This is a genomic window from Shewanella sp. 10N.286.52.E4 (genome assembly GCF_041468785.1).
GTDB lineage: Bacteria > Pseudomonadota > Gammaproteobacteria > Enterobacterales > Shewanellaceae > Shewanella > Shewanella electrodiphila.
This window is the reverse complement of sequence record NZ_JBFRJJ010000019.1, coordinates 14,814-34,507: the sequence shown is the minus strand read 5'-3', so window position 1 is coordinate 34,507 and position 19,694 is coordinate 14,814. Positions and strand designations below refer to the sequence as shown.

The 19,694-nt window shown below is 40.0% G+C and carries 13 protein-coding genes; all 13 read left to right on the top strand.

Annotated elements, in window-relative coordinates; translation table 11 throughout:
* Nucleotides 1–70: 70 nt before the first annotated feature.
* The 13 genes from AB4153_RS09845 (at nt 71) to AB4153_RS09785 (ending at nt 19,693) form a co-directional block, all read left to right on the top strand.
* Nucleotides 71–646, top strand: coding sequence for a UPF0149 family protein (locus AB4153_RS09845; RefSeq protein WP_102528276.1), 576 nt, complete (start codon nt 71–73; stop codon nt 644–646).
* Between the two features lie 112 nt (nt 647–758).
* The gene (gene ubiH, locus AB4153_RS09840) at nt 759–2,090 is read left to right on the top strand and encodes a 2-octaprenyl-6-methoxyphenyl hydroxylase (protein WP_371997253.1); all 1,332 of its coding nucleotides are present in this window, start codon (nt 759–761) and stop codon (nt 2,088–2,090) included.
* A gap of 57 nt (nt 2,091–2,147) precedes the next feature.
* The gene (locus tag AB4153_RS09835; protein WP_371997251.1) at nt 2,148–3,359 is read left to right on the top strand and encodes an FAD-dependent monooxygenase; all 1,212 of its coding nucleotides are present in this window, start codon (nt 2,148–2,150) and stop codon (nt 3,357–3,359) included.
* Between the two features lie 275 nt (nt 3,360–3,634).
* Nucleotides 3,635–4,729: a glycine cleavage system aminomethyltransferase GcvT gene (gcvT, locus tag AB4153_RS09830; RefSeq protein ID WP_102528279.1), complete on the top strand. Its 1,095-nt coding sequence runs from the start codon at nt 3,635–3,637 to the stop codon at nt 4,727–4,729.
* A 257-nt stretch (nt 4,730–4,986) separates the two neighbouring features.
* On the top strand, nt 4,987–5,376 hold the full coding sequence (gene gcvH, locus AB4153_RS09825) for a glycine cleavage system protein GcvH (RefSeq protein WP_102528280.1): 390 nt from the start codon (nt 4,987–4,989) through the stop codon (nt 5,374–5,376).
* A gap of 175 nt (nt 5,377–5,551) precedes the next feature.
* Nucleotides 5,552–8,440: an aminomethyl-transferring glycine dehydrogenase gene (gene gcvP, locus AB4153_RS09820; RefSeq protein WP_371997250.1), complete on the top strand. Its 2,889-nt coding sequence runs from the start codon at nt 5,552–5,554 to the stop codon at nt 8,438–8,440.
* Between the two features lie 275 nt (nt 8,441–8,715).
* Entirely contained in the window at nt 8,716–11,466 is a 2,751-nt protein-coding gene (locus AB4153_RS09815) for a TrlF family AAA-like ATPase (protein ID WP_371997249.1), read from the top strand.
* Nucleotides 11,467–12,391: 925 nt separating this feature from the next.
* A complete protein-coding gene (locus AB4153_RS09810; protein WP_371997247.1) occupies nt 12,392–13,207 on the top strand; it encodes a TnsA endonuclease N-terminal domain-containing protein in 816 nt (271 codons plus the stop codon).
* Nucleotide 13,208: 1 nt separating this feature from the next.
* On the top strand, nt 13,209–15,470 hold the full coding sequence (locus AB4153_RS09805; RefSeq protein WP_371997246.1) for a hypothetical protein: 2,262 nt from the start codon (nt 13,209–13,211) through the stop codon (nt 15,468–15,470).
* Nucleotides 15,463–16,878 (top strand): AAA family ATPase, encoded by a 1,416-nt coding sequence (locus tag AB4153_RS09800; protein WP_371997245.1) that lies wholly within the window; start codon nt 15,463–15,465, stop codon nt 16,876–16,878. The genes AB4153_RS09805 and AB4153_RS09800 overlap by 8 nt, the downstream gene beginning before the upstream one ends.
* A 2-nt stretch (nt 16,879–16,880) precedes the next feature.
* Nucleotides 16,881–17,843, top strand: a complete 963-nt coding sequence (locus AB4153_RS09795; RefSeq protein WP_371997243.1) for a TniQ family protein — start codon at nt 16,881–16,883, stop codon at nt 17,841–17,843.
* On the top strand, nt 17,836–19,287 hold the full coding sequence (locus AB4153_RS09790; RefSeq protein WP_371997242.1) for a TnsD family Tn7-like transposition protein: 1,452 nt from the start codon (nt 17,836–17,838) through the stop codon (nt 19,285–19,287). The genes AB4153_RS09795 and AB4153_RS09790 overlap by 8 nt, the downstream gene beginning before the upstream one ends.
* Nucleotides 19,262–19,693, top strand: coding sequence for an MbcA/ParS/Xre antitoxin family protein (locus AB4153_RS09785; RefSeq protein WP_371997240.1), 432 nt, complete (start codon nt 19,262–19,264; stop codon nt 19,691–19,693). The genes AB4153_RS09790 and AB4153_RS09785 overlap by 26 nt, the downstream gene beginning before the upstream one ends.
* The last annotated feature ends 1 nt before the right edge of the window (nt 19,694 follow it).

Sequence of the window (19,694 nt, the reverse complement as noted above, 5' to 3'; positions counted from 1 at the left end):
TGCAGAGTTTGGTGGCAGTTATTAACTCTGCTAGCATTGCAGCAGATTGAATATTTAATGGAACATTACCATGGCAACCCCTCCTTCTTTATGTATTGAAAAACTGAAAAAAGCACTCGATTCAGCTGAAATTGGTCAGCATCCAGTCGAGGTGCATGGCGCCTTAGTCGGGTTAATTTGTGGTGGGGTAGAACAAGCTAATACCGTTTGGCTAAAACCATTACTTGAATTGATGAACGATGGTCAGCCATTAACCAGCGAGTTACAGCAATTAATCACGGAACTGTTTCAAGACACTGCCACCCGTTTGGGCGATGCTGAATATGGGTTTAATCCGTTACTACCTGAAGAAGAAGAGCCACTAAGCACTCGTCTAGAATGTTTAGCCTTATGGGTACAAAGCTACCTTACTGCCATTGCGTTAATTCAGCCTAAACTGAATGGCGCATCATCAGATGTACGTGAAATCATTCAAGACTTAGGTGCGATTGCACAAGTTGAATTTGACGTAAGCGATGACGATGAATCAGAAGCTGCGTTTATCGAACTGCATGAGTTTGTCAGAATGGCCGCTGTATTATGTTATTCAGAGTTCGGCCCAGAAATCCCATTCGATGACAGCGAGCCAGCAGCGCCACTGCATTAATAATTTAAGCTTCACTAAGTACTAAACAGTAAATTAGTCAGCTAAAACACGCGCACAGATAATAAGTCTTGTGCGCAAGCGTCAATCTAATTAATAAAAAGAACACGCTTTTATGACCCAGCCAGAAACACTTTCAACGTCTACTAAGCCTATTTCGAGTAACACAACGACAAATAAGCCTATTGCTAATAACGATGCAGAAAAAGTGGATATCACCATTGTTGGTGGTGCGATGGCAGGGGCCAGTCTCGCATTGGGTTTAGCCCAGCTTTCTGAAAAATATCAAACCAAACTTAACCGACCGTTATCAATTGCCATTATTGAAGCCGTAGCACCAGATGCCAATCATCCAGGGTTTGACGCGCGCTCTATTGCCATCGCCCATGGCTCAGTATTTGAATTAACTCGTTTAGGTATTTGGCCAAAACTTGCAAGCCTTGGCACCGAGATTGAAAACATCCACATATCCGATCGTGGTCATTTCGGCATGACAGAACTCAACGCTGAGCAGTTTAATCTCTCGTCCATGGGCCAAGTCGTTGAGCTGGCTAAAGTCGGTAAGGTCTTGTTTGATGAGTTAAAGCAACATGAGATTAAGCTTTATTGCCCAGCGACCTTAGACACCCTTGAAACTGACGCAACAGGTCACAGCTTAACCCTCAGTAATGGCCAGCAAATTCGTACTCAGTTGCTTGTAGCTGCTGACGGCGCACACTCCAAAGTACGCCAAGCACTAAAACAAGACATTGAAAAAGTTGAGTTTGACCAAGTCGCACTCGTTGCCAATGTACAAACTGATAAGCCGCATCAAGGTTGGGCTTATGAGCGGTTTACCGACACTGGGCCTTTAGCGTTACTGCCGATGTCATCTGAATCTGTACAAGGTAAAAGCCATCAGCCACGTTTGTCATTGGTGTGGGCGCTTGATAGTGAGCAAGCACAAGCACTTAAAACCGCGCCTAAAGCTGAGTTTTTAGCATCATTACAACGCGCGTTTGGCAACAGAGCAGGGCGCTTTACCGATGTAGGCGAGCGTGTCAGTTATCCACTGACATTGTCGTATATGCCGAGACCGATATACCATCGCACCGTATTTATTGGTAATGCTGCGCAAACCTTGCACCCGATTGCAGGCCAAGGGTTTAACTTAGGTTTACGTGATGTGGTCGGCTTAATTGATGCCATAGAAACAGTCATCAAACACAGCTTGCAACAGCAACAAGCATTAGATATTGGCCAACACACTGTAATACATGATTATCTGTCACTACGTGAAGCTGATCGTAGCAATACCATCAACAATGTAGAGTTTTTAGTGCGCGGCTTCTCAAATCAGTACTGGCCATTAGTCGCTGGGCGCAGTCTAGGGCTAAGATTGTTGTCATGGTGTCCGCCGCTCAAAGCGCCTATTGCCCATAAAGCAATGGGTTGGAAAAGTGCCTAAGATTGCAAGTGCAGTTATAAAGCATCTCAGTAAACCGATTGAAGATTAAGGATTAACATGTTTCAAACTCAGACCTATGATGTAGCCATAGTTGGCGGTGGAATGGTTGGCTTGGCAACGGCAATCGGTTTAGCCGAGGCAAACTTAAACGTGGTGGTGATTGATGCGGGCCAAACAGAGGCTGTGTCAGGTGAGCCACGTTTACGTGTGAGTGCGATTAACAAAGCCAGTGAGCGATTACTAACAAACTTAGGTGCTTGGCAATACATTGACCAAGCTCGCACTGCGCTTTATCAAAAAATGGCCGTATGGGACAAAGACGGATTAGGCAAAATTGCCTTTGATGCCGCCAGCATCAGTGAGCCATCCCTTGGGGCGATTATCGAAAACCAATCCATCAGTTACGCCTTAGCCAAGCGCACCAGCGAATTAACTAACATTACCCATCTTGAAGGCCAGCGACTTGAACGCATCGCATTTGGTGAACGTGAGTCGTGGTTAACCTTAGATAACGGCGAAAACTTAAGTGCTGCGTTAGTGGTTGCAGCTGATGGCGCTAACTCTTGGGTGCGAACCCAGTGCCAAATTCCACTGACCTTTTGGGATTACGGTCACCACGCCATTGTAGCCACTATTCGCACGAGTCAGCCCCATGAAGATACCGCTCGTCAGGTGTTTTTAGCCGACGGCCCATTAGCATTACTGCCACTATACGAAGACAATCTTTGTTCTATCGTATGGTCAGTATCGCCGCAAGAAGCCGAAAGGCTATTAGCGTTATCGCCTGAAGAATTTTCTAAAGCCTTAACCGCAGCATCTGATGGTCGCTTAGGCGTATGTGAACTGGTTAGCGAGCGTCAATCACACCCACTGCGTATGCGTTATGCACGCCACTTTGCTCGTCATCGTTTGTTATTGGCAGGCGACGCCGCCCACACCATTCATCCGTTAGCAGGCCAAGGGGTTAACTTAGGCTTTTTAGATGCGGCCAGTATTATCGAAACCGTTAGCGAGTTACATGACGCGGGTAAAGATCTCGGTGATTACGCCAACCTTCGTGCACTAGAGCGCTGGCGAAAAGCTGAAGCGATAGAGATGATCAGTGCAATGGAAGGTTTCAAACGACTATTCGCAGGCAGCAATCCAGTTAAAAAAGCCTTACGTGATTTGGGTTTAAACCTGATTGATAATGTCGCTGGACTAAAAACAGTGTTCATCAAACAGGCTATAGGCAATAAACTGAAACTTCCTAAACTTTGCCGTGAGTAAAATTTGACATCACTTCGGCCTAAAACCTCTTATATATCAGGGGATCGGCCGAAGTAGATGAAATTCTTGTAAAAAAACTACACCCTTCGCATTAGTTAAACTAATGTTAAAATCTCGGATTAGAAAATTTCCTACTATACAAAGTTCACCCTATGGGTATAATTTTGCCCCATTCATAGCCGTGAATATCGGAAAGACGATATTTCCAATGTTCACGGTATATAAATCGCCTTCACCTGTTGTACCCTCAGAAGGCTCATAAAAAAGAGATAATAATGGCTAATAAAACTGTACTCTTTAACAAGCACTTAGAATCAAATGGCAAGATGGTAGATTTCCACGGTTGGGATATGCCACTTAACTATGGTTCACAAATCGAAGAACATAACGCAGTGCGCCAAGACGCAGGCATGTTCGATGTATCACACATGACAGTGGTTGATGTGACCGGTACCGATGCTTGTGCATTCCTACGCAAATTATTAGCAAACGATATTGCTAAGCTAAAAGTCGCTGGTAAAGCGCTTTACAGCGGCATGCTAGACGACAACGCTGGCGTTATCGACGACCTCATTACTTATTACCTTACTGACACCCATTACCGTGTGGTGGTTAACTCAGCCACTCGCGTGAAAGATTTAGCCTGGATGGAAAAACAGTCAGCAAGTTTTGATGTGACCATTACTGAGCGCCCTGAGCTTGCGATGATTGCTGTGCAAGGCCCTAACGCGAAAGCCAAAGCGGCTACAGTATTCAGCGCCGAGCAAAACGCCGCCGTTGAAGGCATGAAAATGTTCTTTGGTGTGCAGTCAGAGTCATTATTTATTGCGACCACAGGTTACACCGGCGAAGCGGGTTACGAAATCATCGTCCCAGAAGCTGAAGCCGCTGCATTATGGCAAGCACTGCTTGAAGCAGGTGTTAAGCCATGTGGCCTAGGCGCACGTGACACCCTACGTTTAGAAGCGGGCATGAACCTATACGGTTTAGACATGGATGAAACCATTAACCCGTTAGCAGCAAACATGGGCTGGACTATCGCATGGGAGCCAGAAGATCGTGACTTCATTGGCCGCGCAGCACTAACAGAAATTAAAGCAGCAGGGCCAGACAAATTAGTTGGCCTTATCATGGAACAAAAAGGTGTATTACGTCACGGCATGCCAGTGTTCTTCACTGACGCAGATGGCGTTGAACATGAAGGTTCGATCACCAGCGGGACTTTCTCGCCAACTTTAGGCTATTCTATTGCCATGGCGCGTGTACCTAAGGGTATTAGTGATACGGCTGAAGTCGAAATGCGTAAAAAGCGCGTAGCTGTTAAAGTCATTGCACCAAGTTTCGTACGTAACGGTAAACAAGCATTCTGATGTTAGCAGCGAATTGCGCTAAATCGGTTAACTTTTTTGTCGCCTGTACTCATTGATAGTGACACATAAGCTATCAACTCCGTGCAGGCTGCTCAAATTTAATCGATTTCACAGCACGTTTTGTGACTAACATATTTTGGTATAAGCACTTATTTAGATAATATCAATCAATAATCAACGAATTGATGATTAAGTACTTATCCCATTAACTCAAATAAAAATTGCGCTTTAAATTTATAGATATAGGAATTACGATAATGAGCAACATTCCAGCTGAACTTAAATATGCTTCATCTCATGAGTGGATCCGTAAAGAAGAAGACGGCACATACACTGTGGGTATCACTGAGCATGCACAAGAGCTATTAGGTGACATGGTATTCGTAGAATTACCAGAAGTTGGCGACACAGTAACAGCTGGCGAAGATTGCGCAGTAGCTGAATCAGTTAAAGCAGCGTCAGACATCTACGCACCGATTTCAGGTGACGTAGTGGCTGTAAACGAAGCATTAGAAGATTCACCAGAATTAGTAAACAGTGAAGCATTTGGCGAAGGTTGGTTCTTCCGCGTTAAGCCATCTGACGAAGCTGAAGTGGCTAACCTGTTAGATGCTGACGGTTACCAAGAAGTGATTGACGAAGAATAATCGTCGACGCTAATAGAAGCTCCCTTGGGAGCTTCTTTTGTTTTGCCTTTAAAAATTTATTAATGGCATAAGCGATCCTTACGCTTGCTATTAAAGTATTGCACAACAACATTTTTCCCTAGACCAGTTTAATGCCCTACAGCTTGATTCTGGCAGATTTGGAACACGACTTCTCATGACAAAGCAAACCCTAACTCAATTAGAGCAACACGAATTATTTTTAAGCCGACATATCGGCCCTAACCAAGCTCAACAGCAAGAAATGTTGAACTATGTTGGCGCAGAATCGCTTGAAGACTTAACCGCACAAACTGTGCCTGGTTCAATTCGTTTACCGCAAGAATTGACCATTGGTGATTCATGTGGCGAAGCGGAAGGCACAGCCTACATCCGCACCATTGCTGATAAAAACAAAGTATTCAAAAGCTACATCGGCATGGGCTACTACGGTACTGAAGTACCAAACGTCATTTTACGTAACGTGTTTGAAAATCCGGGTTGGTACACAGCGTACACCCCGTACCAGCCAGAAATTGCTCAAGGTCGTTTAGAAGCTATTCTTAACTTCCAACAAGTGTCGATGGACTTAACCGGTCTTGACCTTGCATCAGCATCACTACTTGATGAAGCTACCGCAGCTGCTGAAGCAATGGCAATGGCAAAACGTGTGTCTAAAGCCAAAAAAGCCAACATCTTCTTTGTGGCAGATGATGTGTTCCCACAAACATTAGATGTAGTGCAAACCCGCGCAGAATGTTTTGGTTTTGAAGTGATTGTTGGCCCAGCAGCAGAAGCCGCAAACTACGAGCTATTTGGCGCATTATTCCAGTACACCAACCGTTTTGGTGAAATCACCGACAACACTGAACTGTTCGCTAAGCTTGCTGAAAAGAAAGCGATTGTGACTGTTGCTGCTGACATCATGTCACTGGTACTGCTTAAGTCACCGGGTTCAATGGGCGCAGATATCGTATTTGGTAGCGCACAGCGTTTTGGCGTACCAATGGGTTACGGCGGACCACACGCTGCATTTTTCGTTGCACGTGATGCACACAAGCGTTCAATGCCAGGTCGTATTATTGGCGTATCAAAAGATACCCGTGGTAATGACGCACTGCGTATGGCAATGCAAACACGCGAGCAACACATTCGCCGTGAAAAAGCCAACTCAAACATTTGTACTGCACAAATCTTATTAGCGAATATGGCGTCGTTCTACGCCGTGTTCCATGGCCCACAAGGGCTTAAAACCATTGCTAGCCGCATTAACCGTTTAACTGACATTCTAGCGACTGGCCTTAAAGCCAAAGGCGTTGAGTTAGTTAACAACACTTGGTTCGACACCATCAGTGTTAAAGGCTTAGACGTAGCAGCAGTTACAGCTCGCGCTGTCGATGCAGAATTAAACTTACGTATCGATGCTGACGGCATTTTGGGTATCAGCTTAGATGAAACCACCACACGCGAAGATATCGACCAGTTATTGACTGTGATTATCGGTGAAGGTCATGGCCTTGATGTTGCGGCTATCGATGGCGACATCGTAGGTAACGGCTTTAGCTCAATCCCAGCAGAGCTTGAGCGTAAAGATGCCATCTTGACCCACCCAACATTCAATCGCTACCAAAGCGAAACTGAAATGATGCGTTACATCAAGCGTCTAGAAAACAAAGATTTAGCCCTAAACCATTCAATGATTTCATTAGGCTCATGTACCATGAAGCTTAACGCAGCCGTTGAAATGCTACCGGTAAGCTGGCCAGAATTTGCCAACATGCACCCATTCTGCCCGCTAGACCAAGCGCAAGGTTACACTCAGCTAATCAATGAGTTATCTGACTTCCTAGTCAACATTACAGGTTACGATGCCGTTTGTATCCAGCCTAACTCAGGCGCACAAGGCGAATACGCTGGACTGCTAGCGATTAAGAAATACCACGAGTCACGCGGCGAAGGGCACAGAGACATCTGCTTAATCCCACAATCTGCTCACGGTACTAACCCTGCATCGGCGCAGCTTGCAGGCATGAAAGTGGTCGTGACTGCATGTGATAAAGAAGGCAACGTCGACGTAGAAGACTTACGTGCAAAAGCCGCTGAGCTTGCAGACAGCCTATCGTGCATCATGATCACCTACCCATCGACTCACGGTGTGTATGAAGAATCAATCGCTGAGATTTGTGAAATCGTCCATGAGTATGGCGGCCAAGTTTACCTTGATGGCGCAAACATGAACGCACAGGTTGGCTTAACGTCACCGGGCTTTATTGGCGCAGATGTCTCGCACCTTAATCTACATAAAACCTTTGCTATTCCACATGGCGGCGGCGGACCAGGTATGGGCCCAATCGGCATTAAAAAGCATTTAGCGCCGTTTGTAGCAGGTCACCAAATCGTAAAACCAGGCCGCGAAAGCGACAACAATGGCGCAGTATCAGCCGCGCCATACGGCAGTGCAAGCATCCTACCTATCAGCTGGATGTACATTAAACTGCTAGGCACCGAAGGCGTGAAACAGTCTACTCAAATGGCACTGCTAAACGCTAACTACGTAATGAAGAAACTGTCAGGTCACTACCCAGTATTATTCACTGGCCGTAACGACCGTGTAGCGCACGAATGTATTATCGACTTACGTCCGCTTAAAGAGTCTTCAGGCATTACCGAAATGGACATTGCTAAGCGTCTAAACGATTACGGATTCCATTCGCCAACCATGAGCTTCCCAGTAGCGGGCACCTTAATGATTGAGCCAACAGAGTCAGAGTCAAAAGTTGAGCTAGACCGTTTCGCAGAAGCGATGATCTCAATTCGCAAAGAGATCGCCAAAGTAGAATCAGGCGAGTGGCCAAGCGACAACAACCCACTGCATAACGCACCGCACACCATGGCCGACATTATGGACCCAGCGTTTGATACACGCCCATACAGCCGTGAAGAAGCCGTGTTCCCAAGTGCAGCGGTTAAAGCGAATAAGTTCTGGCCGACAGTTAATCGTATTGATGATGTGTACGGAGACCGCAATCTGATGTGTTCTTGTGTGCCAATTGGTGACTACGAATAAAGATAATTGCTGCTGAGGATCATTAATTAAGTTGGTTAACGATTTAATGAAGATGGTTATTTTAATTAAGTTGGTTAATTAACTAGATCCTACATTAATTATTAAAAGGCGAACCAGAAATGGTTCGCCTTTCTTATTTATGCTTTAGTCTATGTATCCATACTCTGTATCAAGATAATTTCATTTTTAAGTGCATTATGCTGTCGCTTAGTTGGTTATGTTTGATAAAGTGCTATTAACTTAAATTTATAAAATAATAATGATAGGGAAATTAAATGAGCTTCATTGGCGCACGGTGGTGGAAATTTGATTTTCACACACATTCACCAGCTTCTTTTGATTATGGAAAAGCAGATAGTAGTTTGAAAGCATCTAAGTCACCTAAAGACTGGCTGTTAGATTATATTGCTAAAGGAATCCAATGTGTTGCAATTACGGATCATAATACAGGAGACTGGATTGACGGGCTAAAAGATGCAGCAGAAGTCTTAAGAGCAGAAGGTCATTCCATTTTTGTTTTTCCCGGTGTAGAAATTACAGCTAATGCAAATATTCATGTGTTAGGTATTTTTGACCCAAATGCTACAGGAGCTGATATTAGTTCAGTTATTGGAGCATCAAAATTTAGAGGCACTAAAGGAGACAGTGACTCTGTAGCAGAAGAAAGTGCTGAGAATGTAATAAAGGAAATTATTGCTGCTGGAGGAGTAGCAATACCTGCACATATAGATATGAAAGCAGGTTTGTGCCAACAAATATCATCACACACAATAAAGCAAGTATGCGAGCATGCAAGTGCCGTAGAGATTGTTTTCCCTAATAAAGAAAGTCCTGATACACCTTTATCAAGGTACGAAAATTTAAAATTTGATCTTCCTTCTGTAATAGGCTCTGATGCTCACCACCCTAATGAAATTGGCAGAGCTTATACATGGGTAAAAATGTCATCACCTTCTATAGAAGGGCTCAAGTTAGCTTTAGTTGACGGTTCATCTTCTATAATTCGATCTGACGATGAAACTACAGATCCAAATAGAGCGTCAAATACATTATTACGCTCTGTAACAATAGAAAATGCAAAATACGCTGGACGTTCATCACCTCTAACTATTGAGTTTAATCCATGGCTTAATTCGATAATAGGAGGGCGAGGAAGTGGGAAGTCTTCAGTCCTTGAGTTTATTAGATTAGGAATGGATAGATCACGAGATTTATTTCATTTACCTCCTCAAAACGAAATAAGAAGATCTTTCGAAAGTTTTATTAAAGTATCTGCTTCAAGAGATACTGATGGAGTAATGTTAACTGATACTAAAATAAGCTGCATTTATACACGAGATGATGTTAATTATTTTTTAAAATGGTCCAAAGGCAATAATAGTGTTTCAATTTTTCGATTTGAAGATGGGCAATGGATACCAGAAGAAGGTGAGGCACACTCCCGATTTCCAATAAAAATATTTAGCCAAAAGCAGATATTTAATTTGGCAAAAAATCCTAATACGCTTTTACGCTTAATTGACGAATCTTCAACTGTTGGCTTTCAACAATGGAAGATGGAGTGGGAAGATAAACGTTCGCATTTTCAAACATTATGTAGTCAACGAAGAGAGCTTCAATCAAAGTTATCCAATAAGAACTTGTTACAAGGTCAGTTAGCTGATGTTGAGCAAAAGATCAAAACAATTGAAAAGTCTGGTCACACAGAAATTCTAAAAAGTTATCAACATTATAGAGCGAAAAGAACAATTGTATCTCAAGTTGAACTTGATGTTGAAAAGCTAAAAGAAGAATTTGAATCAGCAATGAATTCAGTTGTATTACCTGTAATTGAATTAACGTCTTTTAACAAGCAAATAGATCATGAACAAGAGGTTTATGCAAAAATAGAAAGTTTGATTAAATCAACGTCAACTTTTAAAGAAAGTGTGAATAAAGCATTAAAAACTGTGGGTGATGAGTTAACAAGCTTTAAGCAATGGTATGGAAGCTCCAGTTTTAATCAAGCTCATATTTCCGTAGACGCAGAATATAATAAACTAATCGAAGACCTACAGAGTAAAGGTGTGAGCAGCCCAGCCGATTATGCCCGTTTGATCGGTGATAGGGAAATCATAAACCAGTCACTTAAAGATATGGAGGTAATTGAAGGCAAGGTTAGTGAATTTACTGCTTTGATAAATGACGCTTACCAAGAAATTATTAAATGTAGACAGGGCTTGACAGTAAATCGTATTAACTTTATCAAGCAATATCTAACTGGGAACACTTCAATTCAAGTGGATATTACTCCTTTTTCTGATTTAGTTGATTTGGAGAGTTCATTTAGAAGTATTCTAGGAAGATCTGATAATGCATTTTCAGCTGAAATTTTTGACTTAGATCGCGAATGTGGATTTCTTTTTGATTTGAACAAAGAATTATCAAACATTCGTAAAGATAGTGACTTAAGTGACCTTAAGCTCTGGTTAGACAAAGTTCATAACTTTAAGCAGAATATTTTCAATTTTAATACTGGCGCGGCTTTGAATACAAAGCTTGGGAAAAGATTTATTGATTTTATGTCTCAACTTCAACCTCAAAATTTTGATGCAATCAATACATGGTTCCCAGAGGATAAGTTAACGATTAAGTTTTATGATGGAAATAGGTTTAAAGATGTTTCGCAGGGCTCTGCGGGTCAAAAAGCCTCTGCAATACTTTCTTTCTTATTGTCATACGGAACTGAGCCTCTAGTTTTGGATCAGCCAGAAGATGATTTAGATAATGGCCTGATTACTAGCTTGATTGTGTCAAAGCTACATGAGAATAAAGCTGATAGGCAAATCATTGTCGTTACTCATAACCCAAATATTGTCGTAAATGGTGACTCTGAATATGTTGTTGCTTTGGAGGATAGAGGGCAAATTAATACCCTAGCTTCAGGTGCATTACAGGAAATTGAAGTTAGAAAAAATGTCTGTGAAATTATGGAAGGTGGGGAAGTTGCGTTACAACAGAGGTATAAAAGGATGTTTAATATTTAAAGAAGGGTAAAATAACTTGAGTCGCACTTGTTACTTTATTTAGTTATGAAAGAGGCGTTCTTCGTCTCTTTAACTTTGTATGCTTATTTTCACTTTAAATGAAACAGGGGATAGCAGAAACTAAATTAGCTTTCTCACTAATCCTTTATTGCAAAGATGACTAATGAAGTTGCTTTACCTAGTAAATTGTCCTGAATTTCTTAGAGTCTTAGCTTTTTATGTCGAAATACCCTTTTACGATGATTTCTACTGTAAATTTTTGAAAACAAGTGCTCCTTATATAATTGAGGACAATAAAAGTAAATATTACCGAGATTATTTCTTCTCACCGATCGCTTTAATCTACATGGTTATCTTCTCATTTCAGAGAAATGAGGTATACCGACGCTAAAGCGTCGAAGGTATCCAGTAGCCACTTTTACCTCCTAATAAATCAGTCAAAGTGATAGATCTACACATTGCCAATCACCCCTTAAAAAATTCATTTGCTCAAATGTTAGTGCGTTGCAAAAACGATGAGATCTAAACACTTTTGAAAATATAATCACTTTTTTAAAATTATTTTCATTCTATTTTTATAAAAATAATTACTACTTACCTCTAATTTAATAATGACATTGCAGATCGTTAATTAAATAGTAATTACCTACCCAAACATTCTTTCTAAACCCTATCAATTAGTTAACAGTTTTTTGTGAAAACTTCTGTTTTTTAGGAAAAATTCATTGTTGATTTACTATTTAAACAAATAAGTGAAATGTCAAAATACTCAATAAAATCAATAATTTGATCTTGTTTTTATTTGGTGCTATAAGTCTTTTGAAATTTACATTATGAGATTTTAAAAATGACAAATTCGATTAAATCATCAGCTTTTTATCACCCTGTATCTGAACTTTTAGTTAACGATTAAGAGGTGGGATAAATGAGAGTAAAAATAAATAAAGCTACAGGGAGTATAAGAAAATGGATTGATAGCATGGCTAAAGGAGAGTTTCAGCCGATCATAAAAGTTTGGAGTGGTCCCAAAGGAACTCGAAGACACTTCTTTAGAGGCGTTAAAGCAGGCCGTAATCATCACTTTTTATCTGATGGTGAGTATCGTGCCGGCATCTATTACGAATCCCTTCCGCATATCATCGATTATTTTGAACAGTTCCCACTATGGGACATTGAGCGAGCAATTAAAATCGCGAATGAAATGGGCGGTAAATACCCTCAAGATAGTGATGGTGAGGCTTACATCATGTCTACAGACTTATTATGCCGAGAATACGATCCAATCCAAAGGAAAGTGATTCAAATAGCTCGTTCATATAAACCAATGGACTCACTTGATTTTAAATCAAAACATCCGATTTCCGTACATCGTACTTTGTTCAAGCTTGAATTGGAGCGCAGGTACTACGAGGAACTAGGGATTTTATATCGGCTCATAACTGATGCTCATATCTCTAAAATTTGTGCCCATAACCTAAAAGCACATCGAGAGTCTGCAAAATACAAAAATGAATTCATTGAGCATGAAGAACGGTTTTTATATGAATTCGTAAATTTATGTTTAGCGAATGAAAGTGATGAAGTAAAAGTTAACCTGGAAAAGCTAACATCAAAATTAATGCTGTCTTACTCTGATTTATATGCTTTGTTCCAATGGGGAATTTGGACTCATCAAATACCAGCAAATCTTGAAGTTAAAATAAATCCATATAGACCCCTTATCCTTAAAGAGGTCGCATAGTATGTTTCATAAACACACCATTATTCATACAGAAAAAAACTCAATAAATTTATTGGTTGTTGATGTTAACTATCAACATGGAAAAATTGCTTATTTTGATCTGAATCAGCAACCTAAAGCCCGTAAATCATTGTCTAAAGATCCAAAGCGTTCACCGATAAGACCTAGCCGGGTACAAAGTAAGCCATTGTGTGCAAGCATAGACGAATTCAATCGCCATATTTCTAAATATGATTATTTAGTAGAAAAAACTGAGTACCAAAATGGTCTTTATATACCGAAGCAATTACCGAAATTAGAGCGAGATCGAATAATATCTGAAAGAAAGCAAGATACTAAAGATCGCTATAGTCTGATTGCTCCTATTGTTGAAGATGATGAAAAACGTTACGAGTACCTGTATACCAATTTAGCATCGCATCATATCAAAACATTAAGCATAGCAACTGGTGTCAATGCTGTTCATATTGCACGTTTATTGTCTCAGTACTTTTATAGAGGTGCATGTCTAGAGGCGATGTACCCGAACTATCGATATTGTGGCTGTAATTATCAGCCTATTTCTGATTTTTCGGAAAACTCACCGAAGCGAGGAAGGCATACAACATCTACAGCATACCGTAATAGATTGCCCGAAGATGAAAAGAATATTGAAGAGTTCCTTAGACGATTGGGTAAGAAGATGTTTAATCGTATTGATTACACCCAAATGTATCGCCTTTATGATTTTTACTATCAAAGTGTAGAAGTCAGTATTAAGGGAGATGATGGTGTAAAAACATCAAGGAAAGTACCTAAAGCTCAGTCTGACTCGATTTCTTATCAAATGTTTTATTACTACATTAAATTGTTAGAGAAAAATCAATTGTTTTCATGGAGTAAAAACGGGGAAAGACATTTTTTACGTGAATATGAAAGCCGCTTTGGTCGTGCTCGTGATGGGGTTTATGGGCCTTCTTTTAGATATGAAATAGATGCCACGCTTGAAGATGTTTATTTAATTTTTCCATACTTCCTTGAGCAGAAATTAACTTCTGGAAGACCCACAACTTATAGGGTTTCATGTGTTTACTCAGGCATGGTTGTCGGTATTCATGTGGGAATAGGAGGACCAAACTGGCAAGGCGTTTTACAAGCAATATACAACGCATGTACTGACAAGGTTAAATTTTGCGAGCTGTATGGCATTACGATTAATCATCACCAATGGCCCTGTAATGTCGTTTGTACAGAGTTAACCATTGATAATGGGGTTGAATATCCATCTAAGAATATGGCGACATTTTTAGATGCGAAACTAGGGTTAGATTGTATCAATTATACTGCAATTTACTCAGGTGAAAGCAAAGGAGGGGTTGAAGGCGGCTTTCAAGTCGATAAACGAGAAGTCGTGCAATTCATGCCTGGCTATGTTGAGAGAATGCCTGAGAAAGGAGATGTTCATTCATCTCAATTTGCTAGGTATACCTACCGAGAATTTGTTCAGCTACTTATTGCTCAAACTCTCATCAGAAACAATGAAGTATTCAAGAACAACATACATGACCAAGTAATGTCTGAGCAAGGTGTTGCATCTACCTCGTTGGCCGTTTGGAACTTTGGTATGAAGCATTATATGAATAACGGTAGAGGTAAAAGGTTTCCTGAAAGTCAGTTAATGTTTGCATTACTTCCATCAGGCCAGGCTGCAACTAATTCGCGTGGTATTAAATTTAAAGGCCTATTTTATTCCTGCCCTTTTGCACACTCAAAAGGTTGGTTGACAGACAGTAAAAGACGAACAGTTAAAAAACTAGATGTTCGTTACTTCGATGGCGATACCAATCAAATTTGGTATCAATTTGAAGATCAAATCTATACGGCACAGTTGAATGACCATTCAGAAATATATCGTAATCGAAGTTGGTTCGATGCACTTCACCGGTTAAAGCTTTACGACAAGGAACGTGTGCTGCAAGCAGAAAATGAGCGAGAGGCAAGGTTTAAACAACAAGAGCTTACATCTGATATTTCCCAACAAGCAAAAGAGCGTCTTAAGAACTCAAAGCCAGGAAAAAGTAAATCTCCTAAAAAAGGCATCAGCACGTTGAAATACTTAGAAAAGAAATTCCAAGATCATAAAACTTCTTCACTTCTAAGAACAGTGCTTGGCAAGCCTAATGAGTCTGGAAGCTATGACCTAACACCACCAAACAATACAAATGCATATAACCAATCACAACAAAATACACTGAATAAAATGTACGGAGAACATTATGGTTAATCGAATAGAAGCTGACTATAGAGAATTTTCAATTCCTACATTTCAAGGAAACCCATTGATTTCAGCTATCAGAAAGGCAACTACATTAGAAGATTTCACTAAAAAGTTGTCATATCAGCCGGAATTTCAAGAAGGGTTTGATGATTTTGAGCGAGAGTTGCAAGTTGAATTAATTGATTCAACGTACATTGTTCCACTCGAACTTTATGCTCTTTACAAGGCAATTGTGAAGAACATTCTCATTGGTTATAAACATAGAAACCCTGTTTCTAGAGACATGAAGCATGAACAACATTTAGTTAGCGTTCAAGAAGGTTATCACTTTCCGGTCGAAAAAAACTTATCTAAATGTATTTCAATTCTTGGTCATTCAGGCACAGGAAAAACGTTATCAATTAGAAGTTGTTTTTCATTTTTACCTCAGGTCATTGAGCACAGTATATACCAAAATGAGCCAGTCAGATTCGATCAAATTGTCTATATAGAGTTTCAAGCACCTGTGACAAAAACTACAAGGGGCTTCGTCCTATCGTTCTTTCTAGCGATAGATAGTGTGATAGATACTTTCTATTATGAAGAATGGAAAGGTAAAAGTACTTCGGTGCCATTATTGATTCAAGAAGCAAAAAAGGTAGCGTTAAATCATCATGTTGGTATAGCTTTCATCGATGAAATACAGCGCTGTTCATACAGCAAAGATAAGGCTGAAAAAGCTGATTTTGCGACACTAGAGTTTATTGACGACTTTTTTAATTCTGTCGGTATTCCAATGATTGTTGCGGGAACTTTTAAAGCGAAACCACTATTTGATGTCACAATGAGTACAACACGCCGTTTAAGTTCAGCTCGAAGCTTCAAATATTTATGTATTCCAAATGATTTATTTTTACTAGAAAAGGGGGAGTTATCATTTTGGTCAATATTCATTGATAAGCTTTATTACCCAGAGTTACTCGAAGGTGATTTTTCATTTGATACCGCATTTAAAGAAAAAGTCTATGAATTAACTATTGGCTTGCCGGCTCTCACGATACGACTTTTTCGCTTAGCCTATGAACATGCAATAGATACTGGAATAGAGAGTCTATCTGTAGAGCTATTAGAAGAAGTGTTTCACCTGCAATTTGAGCTACTTCAACCAGCAATTAAAGCATTACGAGATGGAGAAAGCGGGGGATACGAGGACTTGCTGCCATCAGGAGCGTTTAAGACCAAAGAAGAGTTCCTTATCGGAGAAGTGATCGATAAAGCGATTAAGGAAGATGAAAAGCAACAAAGTGGTGAAGACGATGATGGTTTAGTTGTTGAGTTTGAAGCTGTCACTCAGGATGTTATACCTGCCATCGATTTAAGGAATTTAAGCAGCTTATCAACAGATGAATTAACTGACATTTTGGGAGATAAATAGACATGAGATCTATCCCTGTTTTAACGAATGTTTTGTTGATGCCTAACGAGCATGTATTGGGACCACTTGCTCGACAACATTTATATTCATCATATAAGCGGTTGAAAGATTCTTTAAGGTTTATAACTTGTGACAGAAAGGCTTTGCGGGTCAGTAATATTTGGCGTAAAGCATACGAAGATGTTTATCGTTATTGGGGAGACGGTCAAGGACTTGAAAAGTTTGCTCAACAGCACACCCTTATCAATTATTATCAGCCCTTTCTCACACAACCATTAAAAGAGATTATATCTAGTAGCATAGAAATAAGACCACCTTCTTCTCGTGTTGTAGGGTACACCGATAATTGGCGTTATTGTATTGAATGTGCGGTCGAAGATATTGAAGTTAATGCCACACCTTATTTTCATATTGAACATCAAATACCAGGTATAACTCATTGTTCAAAGCACAAGTTACCTCTGAAAACAGGTTGCTTAGGCTGCGGAAATGAATGGTTTAACTTATTGAAAATTATTATGCCCCCTTTCTCAGGGGGATGTGAAGTATGTAGCGGAAAGATATCGACTATTAACTCTTATCAAGATGAAGATACTCATTGGCTTCAATCAGTGAGTTTGCAACTGTTTAAGGGCGATTATTCTGGTATTCATTTAGAGCGACTACAGGAAGCATATCGCAAATGGATAGGTATTGGGCCTCGTGAGGGGGTATTAAATTTAAAGGAAAGAAAAATAGTTCGAGATGCTCAGAAGCATTTAGATAATTTTTTCTCTGTAGAGTTTTATCGGCTGTTTTTTGCTAACGCGGATCTGAAATCTAAGCAACGTCGAGCACCTGTTTTAAATCTATATGAAGCAGCATTTCATGAAGGGAAGTTTATTCACCCCTTAATTCATTTAGTACTTATTCGTTGCTTCTTCGGTTCTATTGAAAACTTTATTGAAAATGAAATGTATGAATAAGCTTCAACGTTTTTCATTTGTGCCTAACCCTGCTTCTGGTGAAACAGTTTATAGCTGGATAAGCAGATATCATTTGATGTCTGGATATGACTCATTTCGTAATAGTACATTAGCCCTGCTAGGGGTTCACGAAGAAAGGGCGACAAACGAATTTCCATGTTTTATTCCTGGCTTGTCTCAGATGACGAGAGTCGCGGTAAACGACATTATTAATCAGATGACCCCGTATCATTACTTTGCTCCATTTTTAGATGCGGCAACTAGAGTTTCTCTTTTTAAATGCTTGGAAACAGGTTGTACTTCAAGCTTGCAGTCCTCTTTGGGAATGGTTGCTAACAGAATCACTCCTGGTCCTTTTTTGTATTGCTGTTGTGACTGCATTGCTGAAGATACAGATAAATGTGGTTTTCCATATTGGCATGTTGAACATCAATTAACAGGTGTTTATGTCTGTAGCAAACACCATAAATTATTGCACCCTGTTTATAGGGAAACTAGAAAGGTGCCAATTTTACCAGAATCTAAATCAGAGCCTGAATCTCGGCTACAAGACGACAAGTTAGCTAACTTAATTTCTACAGAGCTTACGTCTCATGTATCACTAAACACCGATAATATTCTTTTAGCTTATAAAGCAAAGCTCGATGTTATGGGGTTTGTAACTAGGTGCGGTAGGTTAAGAATGAAATTATTGAGACAGGCTTTAAAAGATTATTTGAATAAGTTAACACCAGGCTTATTGATTTGTGAGTTTTTAAAAAAGCAGCTCGTTAATAACCGATATCCTGAATGTTTATTTTATGCTCCAAATGCATCACATCACCCAATTAAGCACTTAATAATGATTGATTATTTATTTGGTAGCTGGCGTAAGTTTTCGGAATTAGTGAATTCAAACATTGCTGAAAGGCTAACTCCTCAGCCAACTCATGTTCCGAAGCCGCTAATGTTGAGTGCAGAGGCAATAGCTAAAATCAGCAGCGGAGTAAGTCTACGAAAAGTCAGCGTGGATGAAGGCCTGAGTGTTACAACGCTCAAGATATTGGCTCACAGAGAAGGCTTAGATATCAACCTGAGACCAAGCAAAATTTTTAAAAATATGGAGCGATGCATTTGGATCAAGTTAATGATTGGGAATACCACTTCAAGTATTGCTAATGAATTTTCTATATCAGTTGGCGCTGTAGAGGTGATTTTAAGAAAGTTTCCAGAGTTAATTACTTTAAGAAAAAGAATTCGGTTCTACAAGTTACAAAAAAGGCACAGAGAAGCCCTTCAGAGCCTTTTAAGGGATAAGGCCACTCCGACAAGAGGATTGATTCAAAAAGCAATCAGAGCGTCTTATACGTGGTTATTTAAACATGATAAAGAGTGGCTTTATAAAAACCTTCCTGCTGAAATACCAAGAGAGCAAAGATATGCCCGTCAGAGTAAAAAGATTTAAGCTTTCCAGGAAAAACAAGTTGAAGCTAAGAGCATTAGCTAAACGTTTTGCCGTATCTGTAGCAATTGAAAAGGATGACTCAGAAAACGTCTTTGTAACAGTAATGAAAATATTTCAACCAGACTATGTCATGAATTTTCAGATTAACGATAGAAGCTCACTTTATGAAGAAATAGAGGTAAAGATTAATGAGCTTGTTATCTGTTACAGGATAAAGTTACCAATAGTTTTATTTGATGAACTAAATAAACACTTTAAACAAAACTACTCACTAATTGCTAGCTGGATTGGAAAACCTAAAGCACCTTTGGAGGGGAAGCGCCCAATAGATGTTTTAAAAGAAGAAGATGGCCTTAATAAAGTTATGAGCATGTTAGAACGTATGAAAACCGGCGATTTCTCTTAGT